At 64.3% G+C, this 16,646-nt stretch carries 19 protein-coding genes; 3 read left to right on the plus strand and 16 right to left on the minus strand.

Translation table 11 applies throughout. The annotated features are described in order from the left end of the window. The first annotated feature begins 40 nt into the window (after positions 1-40). Positions 41-616, plus strand: a complete 576-nt coding sequence (locus B4394_RS01615; protein WP_078314215.1) for a cob(I)yrinic acid a,c-diamide adenosyltransferase — start codon at positions 41-43, stop codon at positions 614-616. A gap of 17 nt (positions 617-633) precedes the next feature. On the opposite strand, the gene B4394_RS01620 is transcribed toward B4394_RS01615, so the two are convergent. The 15 genes from B4394_RS01620 to rpmE all read right to left on the minus strand — a co-directional run bounded on the left by B4394_RS01620 (position 634) and on the right by rpmE (position 13,401). Then, on the minus strand, positions 634-1,050 hold the full coding sequence (locus B4394_RS01620) for a DUF2550 domain-containing protein (protein ID WP_078314217.1): 417 nt from the start codon (positions 1,048-1,050) through the stop codon (positions 634-636). 39 nt (positions 1,051-1,089) lie between these two features. Continuing rightward, complete coding sequence (locus tag B4394_RS01625) at positions 1,090-1,455, minus strand: F0F1 ATP synthase subunit epsilon (protein WP_046252978.1); 366 nt, start codon at positions 1,453-1,455, stop codon at positions 1,090-1,092. A 34-nt stretch (positions 1,456-1,489) separates the two neighbouring features. Next, positions 1,490-2,920 carry a F0F1 ATP synthase subunit beta gene (gene atpD, locus B4394_RS01630; protein ID WP_078289102.1) on the minus strand — a complete coding sequence of 477 codons (1,431 nt, stop codon included), beginning with the start codon at positions 2,918-2,920 and terminating at the stop codon, positions 1,490-1,492. A gap of 14 nt (positions 2,921-2,934) precedes the next feature. After that, on the minus strand, positions 2,935-3,867 hold the full coding sequence (locus tag B4394_RS01635; protein ID WP_078309468.1) for a F0F1 ATP synthase subunit gamma: 933 nt from the start codon (positions 3,865-3,867) through the stop codon (positions 2,935-2,937). A 20-nt stretch (positions 3,868-3,887) separates the two neighbouring features. Then, positions 3,888-5,537: a F0F1 ATP synthase subunit alpha gene (gene atpA / locus B4394_RS01640; RefSeq protein ID WP_078313942.1), complete on the minus strand. Its 1,650-nt coding sequence runs from the start codon at positions 5,535-5,537 to the stop codon at positions 3,888-3,890. A gap of 46 nt (positions 5,538-5,583) precedes the next feature. Continuing rightward, entirely contained in the window at positions 5,584-6,930 is a 1,347-nt protein-coding gene (locus tag B4394_RS01645) for a F0F1 ATP synthase subunit B/delta (protein WP_078313943.1), read from the minus strand. Between the two features lie 6 nt (positions 6,931-6,936). Next, positions 6,937-7,470: a F0F1 ATP synthase subunit B gene (locus tag B4394_RS01650; protein WP_078289114.1), complete on the minus strand. Its 534-nt coding sequence runs from the start codon at positions 7,468-7,470 to the stop codon at positions 6,937-6,939. A gap of 5 nt (positions 7,471-7,475) precedes the next feature. Further along, positions 7,476-7,727: a F0F1 ATP synthase subunit C gene (locus B4394_RS01655; RefSeq protein ID WP_005059842.1), complete on the minus strand. Its 252-nt coding sequence runs from the start codon at positions 7,725-7,727 to the stop codon at positions 7,476-7,478. Positions 7,728-7,788: 61 nt separating this feature from the next. After that, positions 7,789-8,547, minus strand: coding sequence for a F0F1 ATP synthase subunit A (gene atpB / locus B4394_RS01660; protein WP_078313944.1), 759 nt, complete (start codon positions 8,545-8,547; stop codon positions 7,789-7,791). Further along, the gene (locus B4394_RS01665; RefSeq protein WP_176112814.1) at positions 8,544-8,981 is read right to left on the minus strand and encodes an ATP synthase subunit I; all 438 of its coding nucleotides are present in this window, start codon (positions 8,979-8,981) and stop codon (positions 8,544-8,546) included. The genes atpB and B4394_RS01665 overlap by 4 nt, the downstream gene beginning before the upstream one ends. A 260-nt stretch (positions 8,982-9,241) precedes the next feature. Further along, positions 9,242-10,468, minus strand: coding sequence for a glycosyltransferase family 4 protein (locus B4394_RS01670; RefSeq protein ID WP_078289123.1), 1,227 nt, complete (start codon positions 10,466-10,468; stop codon positions 9,242-9,244). Between the two features lie 15 nt (positions 10,469-10,483). Continuing rightward, positions 10,484-11,155: an L-threonylcarbamoyladenylate synthase gene (locus B4394_RS01675; protein WP_078313945.1), complete on the minus strand. Its 672-nt coding sequence runs from the start codon at positions 11,153-11,155 to the stop codon at positions 10,484-10,486. A gap of 9 nt (positions 11,156-11,164) precedes the next feature. Further along, positions 11,165-12,007, minus strand: coding sequence for a peptide chain release factor N(5)-glutamine methyltransferase (gene prmC, locus B4394_RS01680; RefSeq protein ID WP_078313946.1), 843 nt, complete (start codon positions 12,005-12,007; stop codon positions 11,165-11,167). Positions 12,008-12,012: 5 nt separating this feature from the next. Beyond that, on the minus strand, positions 12,013-13,083 hold the full coding sequence (gene prfA, locus B4394_RS01685; RefSeq protein ID WP_078309483.1) for a peptide chain release factor 1: 1,071 nt from the start codon (positions 13,081-13,083) through the stop codon (positions 12,013-12,015). Positions 13,084-13,176: 93 nt separating this feature from the next. Next, positions 13,177-13,401 carry a 50S ribosomal protein L31 gene (rpmE, locus tag B4394_RS01690; protein ID WP_078289136.1) on the minus strand — a complete coding sequence of 75 codons (225 nt, stop codon included), beginning with the start codon at positions 13,399-13,401 and terminating at the stop codon, positions 13,177-13,179. A 178-nt stretch (positions 13,402-13,579) separates the two neighbouring features. Between rpmE and B4394_RS01695 the strand changes: the two genes are divergently transcribed. Both B4394_RS01695 and B4394_RS01705 read left to right on the plus strand, forming a co-directional pair. Next, complete coding sequence (locus B4394_RS01695) at positions 13,580-13,795, plus strand: hypothetical protein (protein WP_078289139.1); 216 nt, start codon at positions 13,580-13,582, stop codon at positions 13,793-13,795. A 153-nt stretch (positions 13,796-13,948) separates the two neighbouring features. Beyond that, positions 13,949-14,437 carry a hypothetical protein gene (locus tag B4394_RS01705; protein WP_078309485.1) on the plus strand — a complete coding sequence of 163 codons (489 nt, stop codon included), beginning with the start codon at positions 13,949-13,951 and terminating at the stop codon, positions 14,435-14,437. 53 nt (positions 14,438-14,490) lie between these two features. Here B4394_RS01705 and rho read toward each other — a convergent pair whose 3' ends face one another. Next, entirely contained in the window at positions 14,491-16,416 is a 1,926-nt protein-coding gene (gene rho, locus B4394_RS01710; RefSeq protein WP_078313947.1) for a transcription termination factor Rho, read from the minus strand. Positions 16,417-16,646 lie beyond the last annotated feature (230 nt).

Genomic DNA, 16,646 nt, shown 5'->3' on the forward strand with positions numbered 1-16,646 from the left:
CGGCAAGCACCCGCAGCGCGAGCGGGGAGCGTCGAGTGGCGTGCATCTCACTCGCATCTATACCCGGACCGGAGACGACGGAACCACAGGACTGAGTGACTTCTCGCGCGTACCGAAGAACGATCCGCGGCTCGCCGCGTACGCAGATTGCGACGAAGCCAATGCCGCCATCGGAGTCGCGATGGTGCTCGGGAACCCTAGTCGGCCGATCGGCGCCGTGCTACTACAGATCCAGAATGACCTGTTCGACGCCGGCGCGGATCTGTCCACTCCGGTGATAACCGATCCCGAGTACCCGCCACTGCGGATCACCCAGCCCTACATCGACCGTCTCGAGGGCTGGTGTGACGAGTACAACGCGGATTTGCCCAAGCTGAATTCCTTTGTGCTGCCGGGTGGTACCGCACTGTCCGGGCTGTTGCATGTGGCGCGCACCGTGGCACGTCGGGCGGAACGTTCGGCCTGGGCCGCCATCGAGGCCTATCCCGACACCACCAACGTGCTGACCGCCAAGTACCTGAATCGGCTCTCGGATCTGTTGTTCATCCTGTCGCGAGTCGCCAATGACGGTAAGGACACGCTCTGGAAGCCCGGCGGACCCGCACAGCCCGCCTAACGGGTGGACGCGATCGGCTAGCGGGTTCGCCGTTCCGCACGCCGCGAGGGTCGCGACTCGACCCAGGACATGAAAGCGGTCAACGCGCCACGATCCAGCGCCATTTCGTACACGCGTGCGCCGTCGCGCAGCTGCAGTACCACGATCTCTGCGGTCATGATGTCGTATTCGTCGCCGCGCGGAATCCGCCGGTCGATGATCTCGAGTTCACGCCGCGACAGCCGGCGATCGGCCCAAAGCCGCACACTGGAGAGCCGATAGAACTCGGCTTGAGATTCGCGGTATCGCATGACGCCATGGCGCCAGCGCCCCTCCCCTGCCTCCGGTATGTCACGCAGCAGAGCCGCGGTACCGCCATGTCGCAACTTGAGCAGACGAAAGCTCAAGGCGGTCACCGCCATAGCAAGGACGGCGATGACCGATATCTCGATCATCGCCGTCACGCTCAAAGCGGTATTCCTTTGTAGGTAGTGCTAAACCGTCTGGCCGAGAGCACGCAGGCGCGCGCGTCCTTGCGCGGCTACTCGTGGATCCTCAGAGCCGGAATCGGTCTTGGCTTTGGACTCGTCGATATCCGCACGTGCCTGTGCGGACTCGACCAGGATGCTCACCTTGGTGTCGGTGATCGAGAGGAATCCCCCGTCAATCGCCCACCAGAGATCGTCATTACCCTCGCGCTCGATCTTCACCGCCGCATCGTCAACCAGCTGCGCCACCAACGGAATGTGGTGCGGCAGGATGCCGATTTCGCCGGAGGTCGTGCGGGTGAAGACGAATGTGGCCTTACCCGACCAGATCTCACGCTCGACGGCGACAATCTCGACGTCAATCTCGGACATTCAATGCACCTCCTTCAAAATCGCTAGCGACGAATTACAGCTTGGCGCCGAGGCTTTCGGCCTTCTTCGCCAAGTCGTCCAGGCCACCGATGAGGAAGAACGCCTGCTCGGGCAGGTGATCGAACTCGCCCTTGGTGAGCTTGTCGAACGCCTCGATGGTCTCCTTCAGCGGCACGGTCGATCCGGGCTGACCGGTGAACTGCTCTGCCGCCATCATGTTCTGGCTCAGGAAGCGCTCGATACGACGCGCGCGGCCCACCAACTGCTTGTCCTCTTCCGACAGCTCGTCGATACCGAGGATGGCGATGATGTCCTGCAGGTCCTGGTAACGCTGCAGCACGCGAATGACTTCCTGCGCGACGCGGTAGTGCTCCTCACCCACCACAGACGGCAGCAGAATCGTCGACGACGAGGCCAGCGGATCCACGGCCGGGAAGATGCCCTTGGAGAACACCGCGCGCGAGAGCTCGGTGGTGGCATCCAGGTGCGCGAACGTGGTGGCCGGCGCCGGGTCGGTGTAGTCGTCGGCGGGCACGTAGACGGCCTGCATCGAGGTGATGGAGCGACCGCGGGTCGAGGTGATGCGCTCCTGCAGCTCGCCCATCTCGTCGGCCAGCGTCGGCTGGTAACCCACGGCGGAAGGCATGCGGCCCAGCAGGGTCGACACCTCGGAGCCGGCCTGGGTGAACCGGAAGATGTTGTCGATGAACAGCAGCACGTCCTGGCCCTGCTCATCGCGGAAGTACTCCGCCATGGTCAGCGCCGAGAGCGCGACGCGCATACGCGTGCCGGGCGGCTCGTCCATCTGGCCGAACACCAAGGCGGTGTCCTTGAGCACGTTCGCATCGGCGAGCTCGACCCACAGATCGTTGCCCTCACGGGTGCGCTCACCCACGCCGGCGAATACCGAGGTACCACCGAAGTTGCGGGCGATGCGGTTGATCATCTCCTGGATCAGAACGGTTTTACCCACGCCGGCACCACCGAACAGGGCGATCTTTCCGCCTCGCACGTACGGGGTCAGCAGGTCGACGACCTTGAGGCCGGTCTCGAGCATCTCGGTGCGCGGCTCAAGCTGATCGAAGGCCGGGGGCTTGCGGTGGATGGACCACTTCTCGAAGTCGCTGCCGTAGCCCGGCTCGTCGAGGCAGTTGCCCAGGGCGTTGAAGACGTGGCCCTTCACGCCGTCACCGACCGGCACCGCGATGGTGTTGCCGGTGTTGGTGACATCCACGCCACGCACCAGGCCGTCAGTCGGCTGCATCGACACGGTGCGAACCAGGTTGTCACCCAGGTGCTGCGCCACCTCGAGAGTCAGCGTCTTAGCCAGCGACTCATAGGTGATCTCGGCATTGAGGGCGGAGAAGAGCGGCGGCACGGCGTCACGCGGGAACTCCACGTCAACGACCGGGCCGGTAACGCGAACAACTCGCCCGACGGTCTTGTTAGCAGTTGGTGCGGTCATCTACTCGTCTCTTCCTAATGTTCGCTTGCGGCGGCCGAGGCAAGCGCGTCAACGCCGCCAACGATTTCACTGATTTCCTGGGTGATCTGGGCCTGGCGAGCACGGTTGGCTTCCAGGGTGAGTCCCTTGATGAGCTCATCGGCGTTATCCGTGGCCGCCTTCATGGCGCGCCGACGGGATGCCGACTCCGAGGCTGCAGCCTCCAGCAGTGCCGCGTACACCCGGGTGGCCAGGTAACGAGGCAGTAGCGACGCGAAAAGCGTGGTGGCGTCAGGCTCGAACGAGTACTGGGTCGTCGGTCCGGTGGCCTCGCCGACGTACTCGACCTCCATCGGCGCGATCCGCTTGGCCACCGCCGCCTGGGTCAGCATCGACTTGAACTCGGTGTAGACGATGTGCAGTTCGTCCACGCCGAGGATGCCGTCGGCACCCGGGTCGTCGCCGTCGTCGTCGGCACCCGCCAGGAACGAATCCACCAGCACACCCGCGATCTCCTGCGCGTGCGCGTACTCGGGTCGCTCGGAGAACCCGGTCCAGAACTGGGTGACCTTGCGGCCGCGGAACTTGTAGAAGTTCAGCGCCTTGCGGCCGACCACGTAGATCACCGGGGTCTTGCCCTGCTCACGCAGCAGCGCGAACAGCTCCTCGGCGACCCGCAGCACGTTGGCGTTGTAGCCACCGCACAGGCCGCGGTCCGAGGACACGATGAGTACACCGGCCCGTTTCGGCTCGGCCCGCTCCACTAGCAGCGGGTGGTCCAGTGCGGCGTCGTCGGCGAGTGCGGTGAGCACGTTGGTGATCTCGGTCGCGTACGGACGCGCCGCCACGACGCGAGCCTGCGCCTTGGAGATACGCGATGTCGCGATCAGCTCTTGCGCCTTGGTGATCTTTTTGATCGACCCGGCGGATTTGATCCGCCGGCGCAGTTCTCGGATTTGTGCAGCCATTTTCTGGAGGTCCTACTGCTCTACTTCTTTGCCGGAGCCGGCTTGCGGACCTGGACGGTCTCCTGGCCAACCTCGGACTCGTCCAGAGCCTGGGCCGCGACGTCCTTGACCTCCACCGAGCTGCCGTCAGTAGCGGCGAAGCTCTTCTTGAACACGTTGATCGCGTTGGTGAGCTTGCTCTCGGTGTCCTCGGAGAACTTCTTGGTCTCCTTGATGTCGGCCAGGATGTCGGCGTGTGAGCCGCGCACGTGGTCGAGGAATTCCCGCTCGAACCGGATGACATCGCCGACCGGCACCGAATCGAGGTGCCCACCGGTGCCGAGGTAGATCGCCACGACCTGCTCCTCGACCGGGTACGGCGAGTTCTGCGACTGCTTGAGCAGCTCCACCAGGCGCGCACCGCGCTCCAGCTGAGCCTTCGAGGTCGCATCCAGGTCCGAGGCGAAGGCCGCGAAGGCCTCCAGCTCGCGGTACTGCGAAAGCTCCAGACGCAGCGAGCCGGCTACCTCCTTCATGGCCTTGATCTGTGCGGCACCACCCACGCGCGACACCGACACACCCACGTTGATGGCCGGGCGCACGCCCTGGTTGAACAGGTCGGTCTGCAGGAAGCACTGTCCGTCGGTGATCGAGATGACGTTGGTGGGGATGTAGGCCGAGATGTCGTTGGCCTTGGTCTCGATGATCGGCAGGCCGGTCAACGAGCCGGCACCGAGTGCGTCCGAGAGCTTCGCGCAACGCTCCAGCAGACGGGAGTGCAGGTAGAAGACGTCACCCGGGTATGCCTCGCGGCCCGGCGGACGGCGCAGCAGCAGCGAGATTGCGCGGTAGGCCTCGGCCTGCTTGGTCAGGTCATCGAACACGATGAGGACGTGCTTGCCCTGGTACATCCAGTGCTGGCCGAGGGCCGAACCGGTGTAGGGCGCAAGCCACTTGAAGCCGGCGGCGTCGGAGGCCGGGGCGGCGATGATGGTGGTGTACTCCAGCGCGCCGGCCTCATCCAGCGTGCGGCGCACCGCGGCGATGGTCGAGCCCTTCTGGCCGATGGCGACGTAGATGCAGCGCACCTGCTGTGCCGGGTCACCGGTCTCCCAGGCCTGCTTCTGGTTCAGGATGGTGTCGACGCACACGGCGGTCTTGCCGGTCTTGCGGTCACCGATGATCAGCTGCCGCTGGCCGCGGCCGATCGGGGTCTGCGAGTCGATGGCCTTGATGCCGGTCTGCAGTGGCTCCGAAACGCTTTGACGCTCGACCACACTGGCGGCCTGATGCTCGAGAGCACGGCGGGCCTCGGCCTCGATGTCGCCGCGGCCGTCAATCGGCTCACCCAGCGGGTTGATGACGCGACCGAGGAAGGCGTCGCCCACAGGTACCGAGAGCACCTCGCCGGTGCGCTTGACCTGCTGGCCCTCTTCGATGCCGTGGAAGTCACCGAGGATAACGGTGCCGACGCTGCGCTCGTCGAGGTTCAGTGCCACACCCAGCACGCCGCCTGGGAACTCGAGGAGCTCCTGGGTCATGACCGAAGGCAGACCCTCGACGTGGGCGATGCCGTCACCGGTGTCGGAGACGATGCCGATTTCTTCGCGGGTGGGGTCGGCGGAGAACGTCGCGACGTACTGCTCGATCGCGCCGGAAATATCGGCCGAGGAGATCGTCAACTCTGTCATGGCTTTTCGTCTTCCTGCTCGTCTTTAGGTGATGCGTCTAATGGGGTTAATTGGGCAGATGGAGGGCGGCCGCGGAGAGCCTGGTGGACAGGCTGCCGTCGATTTCCTCGTCACCGATGTTGACGACGAGACCGCCCAGCAGATCGGGATCCACATCCAGCTGCACCGCGATGGTGCGTCCGTAAATCTGTCCGAGCACCTGAGCCAGCCGTGTGATCTGCGCATCGCTGACCGGAGCCGCCGCCTTCACATGAGCGACGGACTCGTTGCGGCGGGCAACCGCCAACTCGGCGACCTCAAGTACGGCGACATCGGCGCGCTTGCCACGCAGCAGGCGCACGGTCTGGGCCAGCAGGCTGGTCACGATCAGGTTGGACCGGCCGGCGAGAACGTTCTTCAGCAGCGTCACGCGATCGGCGGCAGGCGCCGCGGTGTTGCTCAGTAGCGCGCCCAGCTGGGGCTCGCCGTCGAGGATGCGACTGACGCGGAACAGCTGGTCCTCGACATCGTCGATCTGGCCGTCGCGCTCGGCCCGTTCCAGCAGCGCGAGGCGGGCAATGTGTTCGATCGCGGTGATCAGGTCACTGGAGGCCGACCACCGGGCCGTCACGGCCGCACGCACGACCTCGAGTGCCGGCCGTCCGATCTTGGACGCGAGCACGGAGTCGACCAGGGCGACCTTGGCAGACTGCTCGCTGGCATCGACCGGCTCGGAGAGGTGCTTGCGCAGTACCAATTCCTTGATGAGGAGCTCGGCAACCGCGGTGAGGTCGTCGGCCAGCGCGTTGAGCGTCAGGCTATCGAGCGAGACAGCGTTGGCCTGGAAGGCCGACACCTGCTCCGCGAGTGATTCGCGGCTAGCGGCGTGCAATCCCGCTCCCCCGGCCGCCAGCGGTCGGCGTTCGGTGTTGACACTGCCGGCCATCTGCGACAGGTCATCGAGGAATCGGTCGACGGTGGCGGACTGCGCCGCGGGGTCACTGACATGCGAACGCACCAAATCGCCTGCGCGGTTCACGGATTCGGCACCGAGGTCACCGCGGAGCTGACGGATCAGCTGCTGACGCTGCAGCAGGATCTGCTCCTGGCCATGCACCTTGATCCGCGCGACCTCGGCGTCGGCCTGCTCACGCAACTGCTTGGAGATCTGCACGGCATCAGCCTTGGCTTCCTCGGCGATCTCGGCGGCGTCGGCCTTGGCATCTTCGATGGCCTTGGCATGCGCGCCCTCGGCCCCGACCAGCTTGTCCGCCGCGGTCTTGCTATCCGCAAGCTGCTGACGCACCGTGTCCTGCTGCTTGGCCATCAATGTGCGTACCGGAGGCGCCACGAACTTGACCACCAGGAACACGATGACAGCGAAACCGATGAGCTGTCCGATAAATGTCGACATCTGTACTTAGCCTCGCCCTGCGCTCGCTGGTTCCGAAAGGCTCACGCCGAGAACACGTTCGGCGAGGGTCCGGGACAAGCTGTCGACGTTCGCCGCCAGCTCGCCGGAGGTTGCCTCGCCCTGACGGGCCAACTCTTCGGCGGCCGTCGCATTCACGGCGGTCGCTTCGGCATTGGCCCGCTGACGCATGTCCTCGAGAATTCCGCGTCCCTCGGCTCTGGCCTCGTCACGCACCGCAGTTGCGGCACCGCGCGCCTTAGCCAGCTCATCCTTGTAGTCAGCCTCGGCGGCGGTGAATTGCTCAGCGGCGTTCCGGTTGTCCTCGGTCGTCTTGGTGACCATGTCCTCGCGCGCCTTGAGCACACGCTGGATCGGCGGCACCACGAAGGTTCCGATGACCGCCAGGACGATCAAGAAGATCGCCAAGACGACAAAGAAGGTGCCGTTGGGGATGAGGAAGTTGTTCTGCTTCCCACCCTCTTCGGCTGCTTCCGCCGCTACTGCCGTGACGGCAGTGGCGACACTGTGCAATTCACCCATGCCGATTAGCTGGCGCCGGGAGTCGCGAAGACGAAGAGCGCCATGAAGGCCAGGTTGATGAAGTACGCAGCCTCAACCAGACCGACGGTGATGAAGAACGGGGTGAACAGCCGGCCCTGAGCCTCGGGCTGACGGGCCACACCGGAGATCAGAGCGTTACCGGCGATACCGTCACCGATACCTGCACCGATGGCGCCACCAGCCATGATCAACCCACCGCCAATGAGGGCACCAGCAACAATTGTGGGGTCCGCCATTTTCTTCCTCCTTATTAAGTGGTAGCTGCGCTACCAGGGTCTTTCAATTTGGTCTATGTAGTTAGTGGTGTTCGTCGTCCAGTTCCATCGACTGGCTGAAGTACAGAACAGTCAACAGAGCGAAGATGAAGGCCTGGATCAGGCCGACGAACAGGTCGAACGATTTCCAGATGGCATTGGGCGCCCACATGATCCATGCCGGGAACATCGCGATCAACGCGACCATGATGCCGCCGGCGAACATGTTGCCGAAGAGCCGCAGCGACAGCGAGATGGGCTTGGCCAGCTCCTCGATCGGGTTGATGAACGCGGTGACCCAGGTATGACCCTTGAGCAGCTTGATGGGGTGACCGATCAGGCCGCGGCGCGCAAAGCCGGCGATGTGGTAGCAGACGAACACGAACAGCGCCAGCGCCAGCACGTAGTTGATATCCGAGGCCGGCGGCGCGAGCAGTTCGGCTGTCTTACCTGTGTCGTCGGTGTACTGCACAGGCAGCACCGAAATCCAGTTGGACACGAGAATGAAGACGAAGATGGTGACCGCGAGCGGCAGCACGAACGGCGCGATCTTCATGCCGATCGCGGCCTCGACCTGATTGCGGAACTGAACGGTGACCGCCTCGAAGAACAGCTGTACGCCGTTGGGCACGCCGGTCGAGGTGACCTTCGCGCGCAGGAACAATGCCAGCGCGATCACGACCACCGCGGCCAGGGCGGTGGCGACGATGGTGTCGACGTTGACCTCACCGAGAAAGCCCCAGTGTGCGTGCTTGTGATGGCCAACCTCGATGGCGGCTTCTGCCTGGAATGTCGTAATCATGCTGCGCCCTGCTCACTGCTCACTGAACGGATCCCTTTCCACACCGGCACAGCGGTGGTCAACACCAGCAGCACCTGGAATAACGCAACTCCGAAGAACACCCCAAGACCAGCGGGACGGAACACGAAGGCGATCACCAGGGCGAGGACGGTGATGATCATCAACCGCGCCGCGGAATTGATGGCCATCTTTTGCTTGCTTGGATTGTCTTGCGCGGTAATCACTTCCGCAGATTGGCGAACGAGGAGAGCGTTCACCAATCCGAGTCCAAGCCCAGTAACGAAGAAGACGCCGAACTGCCAATTCCCCAGCAGGGCGGAGGCCAACAGAGCCAAGGCACCGAGAACGCCACACAACACCGCCAGACGCAACGGGCGAAACGCCAATGCCGGAAGAACCAGCGGAGCATCGGAGCTTGCCTGGGGCACGGTCACCTGGAGTGTCACCTCACATCTTTGTCGGGGTGGCGGAACAAAAACTGCATTCGTCGGTTCCAGACCTTATAGGAGGTCGGAGGGCTCGCTGAACTCACCTCAATGGGCAGCTCCCTGTCGGTCAGTTGATCGGTCCGGCGGACCCTGGAATGTCTAGACCGACTTTCCAAAAATTCCGCCGCTCCGGTGTGGCCGGCACCCGTGAGTTTTCGGGTATGGCAGAACCGTATCACATGGTAGAGACCGTTAATGCACCCCTACTACTTTTCGTCGTACACCGACGGTTCGGTCGGAACGGTGGCCGGACTGAGCCCTGATTCGGCTCCCGACAGCTGATCGAGTTCTTCACGACGCAACAGGGGAACGACCGTCGCGACGATGGCGATACCGATGGCACCAACCACCACCGCTCCCGCATATCGGGGCTCGAAGAAGATGGTGCTGGCGGCTCCGAACGCGATAATCGCCACCCACAGGTAGATGATCAGCACCGCCTTGCGATGCGAGTGCCCGATCTGCAGCAGCCGGTGATGCAGGTGCATCTTGTCTGGGCTGAAGGGGCTCCGGCCCGCCCGGGTGCGCCGGATGATCGCCAACAGCGCGTCCAGCGCGGGCACCAGCAACACCGCGATCACCAACAAGAACGGCGACAAGAGGACGAACATGTCCTTGGCGCCGTACGAGCTCTGCGAGATGGGGCCCGCGGCCGTCGTCGACGCGGCCGCCAGCATCAGGCCGATCAGCATCGATCCTGAGTCCCCCATGAAGATCCGGGCCCGGTGGAAGTTGTGCGGAAGAAAACCAAGGCACGCCCCGGCGAGCACTACCGAGATCACCGCAGGCGGGTAATACAGGACGTCACCGCCGTGGCTGCGCAGCAGCCCAATCGAGAAGATGCAGATGGCAGCCGCGGTAATGAGCCCCAAACCGGCGGCCAGCCCATCGAGGCCGTCCACGAAGTTCATCGCGTTGACGATCGACACCGTCAACGCGAGCGTGACGAGGATGGAGGACATCTGGTCCAAGACGATGGTCCCCACCCCGCCAAAGGGGATGTAGATCATGCTCCAGGCCACCCCCATGGTGACCAGGACGCTGGCGGCCGTGACCTGGCCCGCGAACTTTGTGAGCGCGTCCAGGCCCCATTTATCGTCGATGAGCCCGACGACCATGATGATGCCGCCCGCGACGACGACGGCAGGCATACCCGAGGAGTAGACGAAACCCCTTGTCAGGGCGGGCAGTTGCGAGGCCAGGAAGATCGCCGCACATACGCCGAAGTACATGCCGAGACCGCCCATCCGGGGGGTCGGCTGCAGGTGCACGTCACGCTCGCGCGGATAGGCCACCGCACCCACTCGGGTTGCGAACATCCGCACGCCACCGGTGCAGAAGAACGTCGTGATAGCCGCCGTCAGCCCAACCAGGGCAAGCTCACGCAGAGGGACGCCCGCGCCGCGATCGGCGAGGGCCAGCAGCTCACTCACGCATCCGACCGTACTTCAAGATCCTGTGGGCTCCCCCGACTCGCCGGGCCCGATGTCGCCGCCAATCACATCGACGATCTGTTCCCGGGTGATCGGCCCTTCCCGCAGGATCAGTGGCACCGGCCCGGTGAGGTCGACGATGGTCGACGCCGCGCCCAGTTCTGCCGTGCCACCGTCCAGGTACACCGCAACTTTGTCGTCCAGCTGATCGCGGGCCTCAGCGGCCGTGAGCGCCGCGGGCTGCCCCGATACGTTGGCGCTGGACACCGCCATCGGACCGACAGCGCGCAGCAGCTCGATGGCCACCGGATGCAGGGGCATCCGAAGCATGACGCTTCCCTGCGCATCTCCGAGATCCCAGGACAGCGACGGCGCGTGCTTCACGATGATGCTCAGTGGTCCCGGCCAGAATGCCTCGATGAGCTCGCGGGCAGCCGACGGAACCGAGAACACCAGCCCGTCGATCGTGTGCCATGACCCGACGAGCACTCCGACGGGCATGTCCCGGCCGCGCCCCTTGGCCGCCAGCAGCGCCGATACGGCGTTGGAATCGAAGGCGTCACAACCCAATCCGTAGACGGTGTCGGTGGGCATGACCACCAGTTCACCCGCCTTGAGCGCGCTCACTGCCGCGTCGATACCCTCTTGGCGGGTCGCAGCGTCCTGGCAGTCGTAGACGACGGTCACGTACCCAGTCTATGGGGTCGGAGATTTCCGGCGAGCGGTGACGAATCGCGGCCGCCCCGCCAGGTCGTAGCGCTGCACAACCTCATCGAATAGACCACTGGCCGTGAATAACTCGCACGTTCCCTCACCATTGGTGTCATCGTGCTCGATACCGATGCGGCCCCCGGGAGCTAGCAGACGGCCGGCCGTCGTCACGATGGCCGCGATGATCGCCAGTCCATCGTGACCCGCGAACAACGCCAATGGCGGATCGTGCTGCGCCACTTCGGGCTCCAGTTCGGCACCGTCAGGGACGTAGGGCGGGTTGGCGACGATCAGGTCGACCATTCCATCCAGCTCCGCCAGCAGCACGGGCGAGGTCGCATCGGCCTGGATCACCTCGACCGGAGTTCCCTCGGTGTTGCGCCTCGTGTAGACCAACGCCTGCTCATCGAGCTCGATCGCGACGATGCGAGCGGCCGGCTCGTCATGCGACAAGGCGACGGAGAGCGCCGCCGATCCGGCGCACAACTCGACAACCATTGCGCGAGTTGTCAATTCCCCTGTCGCCCAGGCGTACAGAGACTCCGTCTCCGGGCGGGGAATGAACACACCGGGACCCACGAACACCTCAACAGGGCCAAAGGCGGCATTACCGGTCAAGTGCTGCAAGGGAATCCGCTGCGCCCGCGCGGCTACGAGATCACGGTATCTCTCGGGAAAACCTGGTGTGATCTCGGCAAAACGCAGCCGTGTTCGCGGGATCCCGAGCAGATGTGAGGCGAGTTCTTCGGCATCCACCTGCGGGCTGGAAACCCCTGCCCGAGAGAGCGATTCGATCGCTTCGGCGATCAGCTGACGCAACCCGCTCATCTAACTCACGCCTCCTGCAGGCGCGCCTTCCGATCGGCCACGGCCAGCGCATCGAACAGCGCATCGAGGTCGCCGTCGAGCACCTGATCCAGGTTGTGCGCCTTGAACCCGACGCGGTGATCGGTGATCCGGTTCTCCGGGTAGTTGTAGGTGCGAATTCGCTCACTGCGGTCCACGGTGCGGATCTGGCTGGCACGACCGGCCGACGCGTCGGCCTGCGCCTGCTCCTCGGCGAGAGCCTGTAACCGCGCCGCCAGCACCTGCATGGCGCGCGCCTTGTTCTGCAGCTGAGAGCGCTCGTTTTGGCAGGTCACCACGATCCCGGTGGGCAGGTGGGTAATGCGGACCGCCGAGTCGGTGGTGTTCACGCCCTGGCCACCCTTGCCCGAGGAACGGTAGACGTCGATCCGAAGATCCGATTCGTCGATCTGGACTTCCTGTACCTCTTCGGGTTCTGGATAGACCAACACACCCGCAGCCGACGTATGCACGCGTCCTTGGGATTCGGTGACGGGAACACGCTGGACGCGATGCACCCCACCTTCAAACTTGAGCCGCGACCAGACACCGTCGGCGGTGTCCCCCTTGCTCGCGATGGCCAGGGTGGCGTCCTTGTACCCGCCGAGGTCCGATTCGGTCTCGTCGAGAACCGTGACCTTCCAACCGTGCCGCTCGGCGTAGCGGATGTACATGCGAGCCAGATCGGCAGCGAACAGCGCCGACTCCTCGCCTCCCTCCCCAGATTTCACTTCGAGGAGGATGTCGTCACCGTCATGTGGATCGCGGGGCGCCAGCATGTCCGACAGCTGCGTTTCCAGCTCGGCGACCGACGATTCCAATTCGGTCACTTCATCGGCGAATGAGGGATCGTCCTCGGACAGCTCACGGGCGGTGGCGAGATCATCACGAGCAGCGACCAGCTTGCCGTGGGTGGCCACGATCGGCGAGAGCATCGCGAACCGGCGGCCGGCCTTGCGTGCTGCACCCGCATCCGCGTGCAGTGCCGGGTCGGCCAGTCGCTTCTCCAACTCAGCGTGCTCGGCCAGCATCGCGTCGATCAGCGGCGTCTCGCCCATGCGCCCTCCTCCCAATGTTCATACGCTCAGTCGTCATACAAAAAAACCGACGCCCGGACTGCACAAAGGCAAATCCGGGCGTCGGCAAGGAAGCTATTTGTCGGCTGCGGCCTTGCGCTTGCCGTACCGGGCCTCGAACCGGGCGACGCGACCGCCGCTGTCCAGGATCTTCTGCTTACCGGTGTAGAAGGGGTGGCACTGCGAGCAGACCTCGACCACGATGTGGCCGCTGTCCTTGGTGCTGCGGGTCGTGAAGGTGTTACCGCAGCCGCAGACCACGCTGGTCTCGACGTAGGTGGGGTGGATACCCGATTTCATTGCTTTTCCTCTGCGTGTTGTGGTCGCCGGGTCGCTTGTAGGCGTGAACCGGAACCCTTCAAAAGGCTGAGAGGCCATTATGCCAGCTCAGTTACGTAGAACCTAAACGGCGCCGACCTGCTCACTATTCCCACCGGCGTACGTTGGGAGAGGAACGCCGATTCGGAAGGGAAAACGCATGAACATCAAGAGATTGATCGTGACAAGCGCATCCGCGGCGGCGATGGGCTTAGCCGCCTTCGCGGGTGCACCGGGCCTGGCCAACGCCGACCCGATCACTCCCCCCTCACCGCCGCCCATCCCCCAGGCTCCACCGATTCCTCAGGGGACGGGGGTACCGCCCATTCCCCAGGCACCGCCGATTCCTCAGATTCCGGCGATCCCGCAGCCTTGACGTAGGCCCGAGCTCGGGCATGTAACGGGCATTGACATCCTGTCGATATCCCCAACGGCAGCCACGGCATAACGAACACCGTGCCGCTGTTGGATCTCAATACATTCGGTTGAGTCGGGGCGAACCGCCGAGATAATCGGACAGGAGTCGCACATGAATCTGAAAAGTCTTGTGAGCCAGGGTGTCATCTTTGGAGCACTGGCGATGGGCACGGTGGGATTGGGCGCCGTTCCGGCGTACGCACAGCCCGCAGGCCAGCCCGGTTACACCCAGGATCATCCAAATCGTCCGCACGACGACGACGATGACTGGGGCGACCACGACGGCTGGCGCAACAACGGGAACTGGCGCGGAAATGACAACTGGCGTGATCGCGACCAGGACTGGCGGGATGACCGCAGGGGACGGGACGATCGCCGGGAGTGGCGCGACAATCCGTGGCATTACGACCAGCGCCCGCCCTGGGGCTGGGCTCCGCCGCCTCGCGCGGAATGGCGCGGGCCACTGCCCGACCGCTGGGGTCCGCCTCCCCGTGCCTTCGACTACTGGGGATATCGGGTCCAGCCAATCTGGGATGACGGATTCCGGACCTGGGGATTCTGGCTGTTCGGCATTTGGATCCCGCTCGCGTCGATCGGTTAGCGGTTCGGCGCCGAAGGTTCACCGGTCCCTACCGGTGAACGCCGCGCCAAGTGCTAGCTGTACTGGGGTTCGTCAGCATTCATCCCGCCCGGTGCGGTCTTGGAGACCTGGAGCAGGAACTCGTAGTTGTTCTTGGTCTTGCGCAGCTGGCTCATCAGCAGGTCGATGGCCTGATGTGAATCCAGGCCCGAGAGCACGCGGCGTAGCTTGTGCACGATCGCGAACTCATCGCCGCTCATCAGCAGCTCGTCCTTACGAGTACCCGACGGATTGACGTCGACGGCCGGGAAGACCCGGCGCTCGGCGATCTTTCGGTCGAGCTTGAGCTCGGCATTGCCGGTGCCCTTGAACTCCTCGAAGATGACGGTGTCACCGGTGGACCCGGTCTCGACCATGGCCGTGGCGATGATCGTCAGCGAGCCGCCGTGCTCGATATTGCGCGCCGCGCCCAGGAATCGCTTGGGCGGGTAGAGCGCGGTCGAGTCAACACCACCGGACAGGATGCGGCCCGAAGCGGGCGAGGCGTTGTTGTACGCGCGACCCAGGCGGGTGATGGAGTCGAGCAGCACCACGACGTCTTTGCCCTGTTCCACGAGGCGCTTGGCACGCTCGATGGCCAGCTCGGCAGCCTGGGTGTGATCTGACGGCGGGCGGTCGAAGGTAGAGGCAATGACCTCACCCTTGACCGAGCGCTGCATGTCGGTGACCTCTTCGGGTCGTTCGTCGACCAGCACCACCATCAGATGACATTCGGGGTTGTTCGCAGAGATCGCGTTGGCGATGTTCTGCATGATCGTGGTCTTACCGGCCTTCGGCGGGGACACGATCAGCGCACGCTGTCCCTTGCCGATCGGCATGATCAGGTCGATCACACGGGTCGTCAACTTCTCGGTGGTGGTCTCCAGCCGCAACCGCTGATTCGGGTACAGCGGGGTCAGCTTGGTGAAGTCGGGACGCTTCTTGGCGTCCTCAACCGGGCCGCCATTGACGGAATCGAGGCGCACCAGCGGGTTGAACTTCTGCCGCTGGTTCTGGTTCGCGGCATCCTGGTCGCGGGGCACCCGGACCGCACCGGTGATGGCATCGCCACGACGCAGACCGTTCTTGCGCACCAAGTTCATCGAGACGTATACATCGTTCGGCCCGGCCAGATATCCGGACGTCCGAACGAACGCGTAGTTGTCGAGCACGTCGAGAATGCCGGCAACGGGCTGGACGACATCGTCCTCCCGCAGCTCGGTCTCGCCGCCACCCTCGTTGGTGGTGCGGTCGCGACCGCGGCGGCGCTCACGGGTACGACGACCACGACGGCCGCGGCCGTCGCCGTCATCACCACGGTTGCCCTGGTTCTGGTTGTTGTCTTGGTTCTGGTTGTCCGAGTTCTGGCCGCCCGAGCCGCCCTCGCGACCCGAATTCTCGGAGTTCTCGGCATTCGCGCGGCCGCCGTTCTGCTGCTTGCGCTCACCGTCGGCGTTCTGGTTCTGGTTGCGGCGCCGCTCGCCGCGGCCCTCGCGGGGCGCGCCGTTGTTCTCGGCATCCTTGCCCTCGGCGACCTCGGCGGAGCCGGTCTCCGGGGTGGACTTCGGCGCCTCGACAGGCAGCTCTAGAGCGGTCTGGGCCGACTCGGGACGAGCCGATTCCTGCTGGTCCTTCTTGCCCGATTCCTGCTGGGCGGCCTCGGCCGGTGCCGAGGAGGCCTGCGGCTGCTGGCTCTGCGCAGCCTGGTTGTTGTTCTTCGGCGCGCCGAGCGCACCCTGATGCTCACGAATGGCGGCGATCAAATCGCCCTTACGCATTCCGGAGGTGCCCTTGACGCCTACCTGGCTGGCTAGCGCACGCAACTCCGGCAACACCATCGTCGACAGCGCACCCAGTCCATCACCCCGCCGCTCCTTGGTGGAGCGATCGGAAGAGGCTGTGGTGGGCGCCTCCGGAGTTTCCGGGGCGGCTTCGGTCGCGATGAGGTCCGTATCGGTCACGGATTTCCTTTCCTTCCCCCGCCAAACATGGGGCGAGGGGTCTCACTTCGGCCAGTCAGGTTGCTGGCCGCGAAGTTCATGCTGCGGGCCCACAGAGATAGGGCCACGCGAGGTCCGGAGAAATAGCAGCTGACCATCGACCTTGCGCAATATCGCCGCCTGTCTAGGACGACGGAGACATCGGGAAGAACTAGGAGAATTTGTGATCGTCCTCGTTCTCGGCGCAGGTG

The sequence above is a fragment of the Mycobacterium sp. D16Q16 genome, assembly GCF_002013745.1.
Taxonomy (GTDB): Bacteria; Actinomycetota; Actinomycetes; order Mycobacteriales; family Mycobacteriaceae; genus Mycobacterium.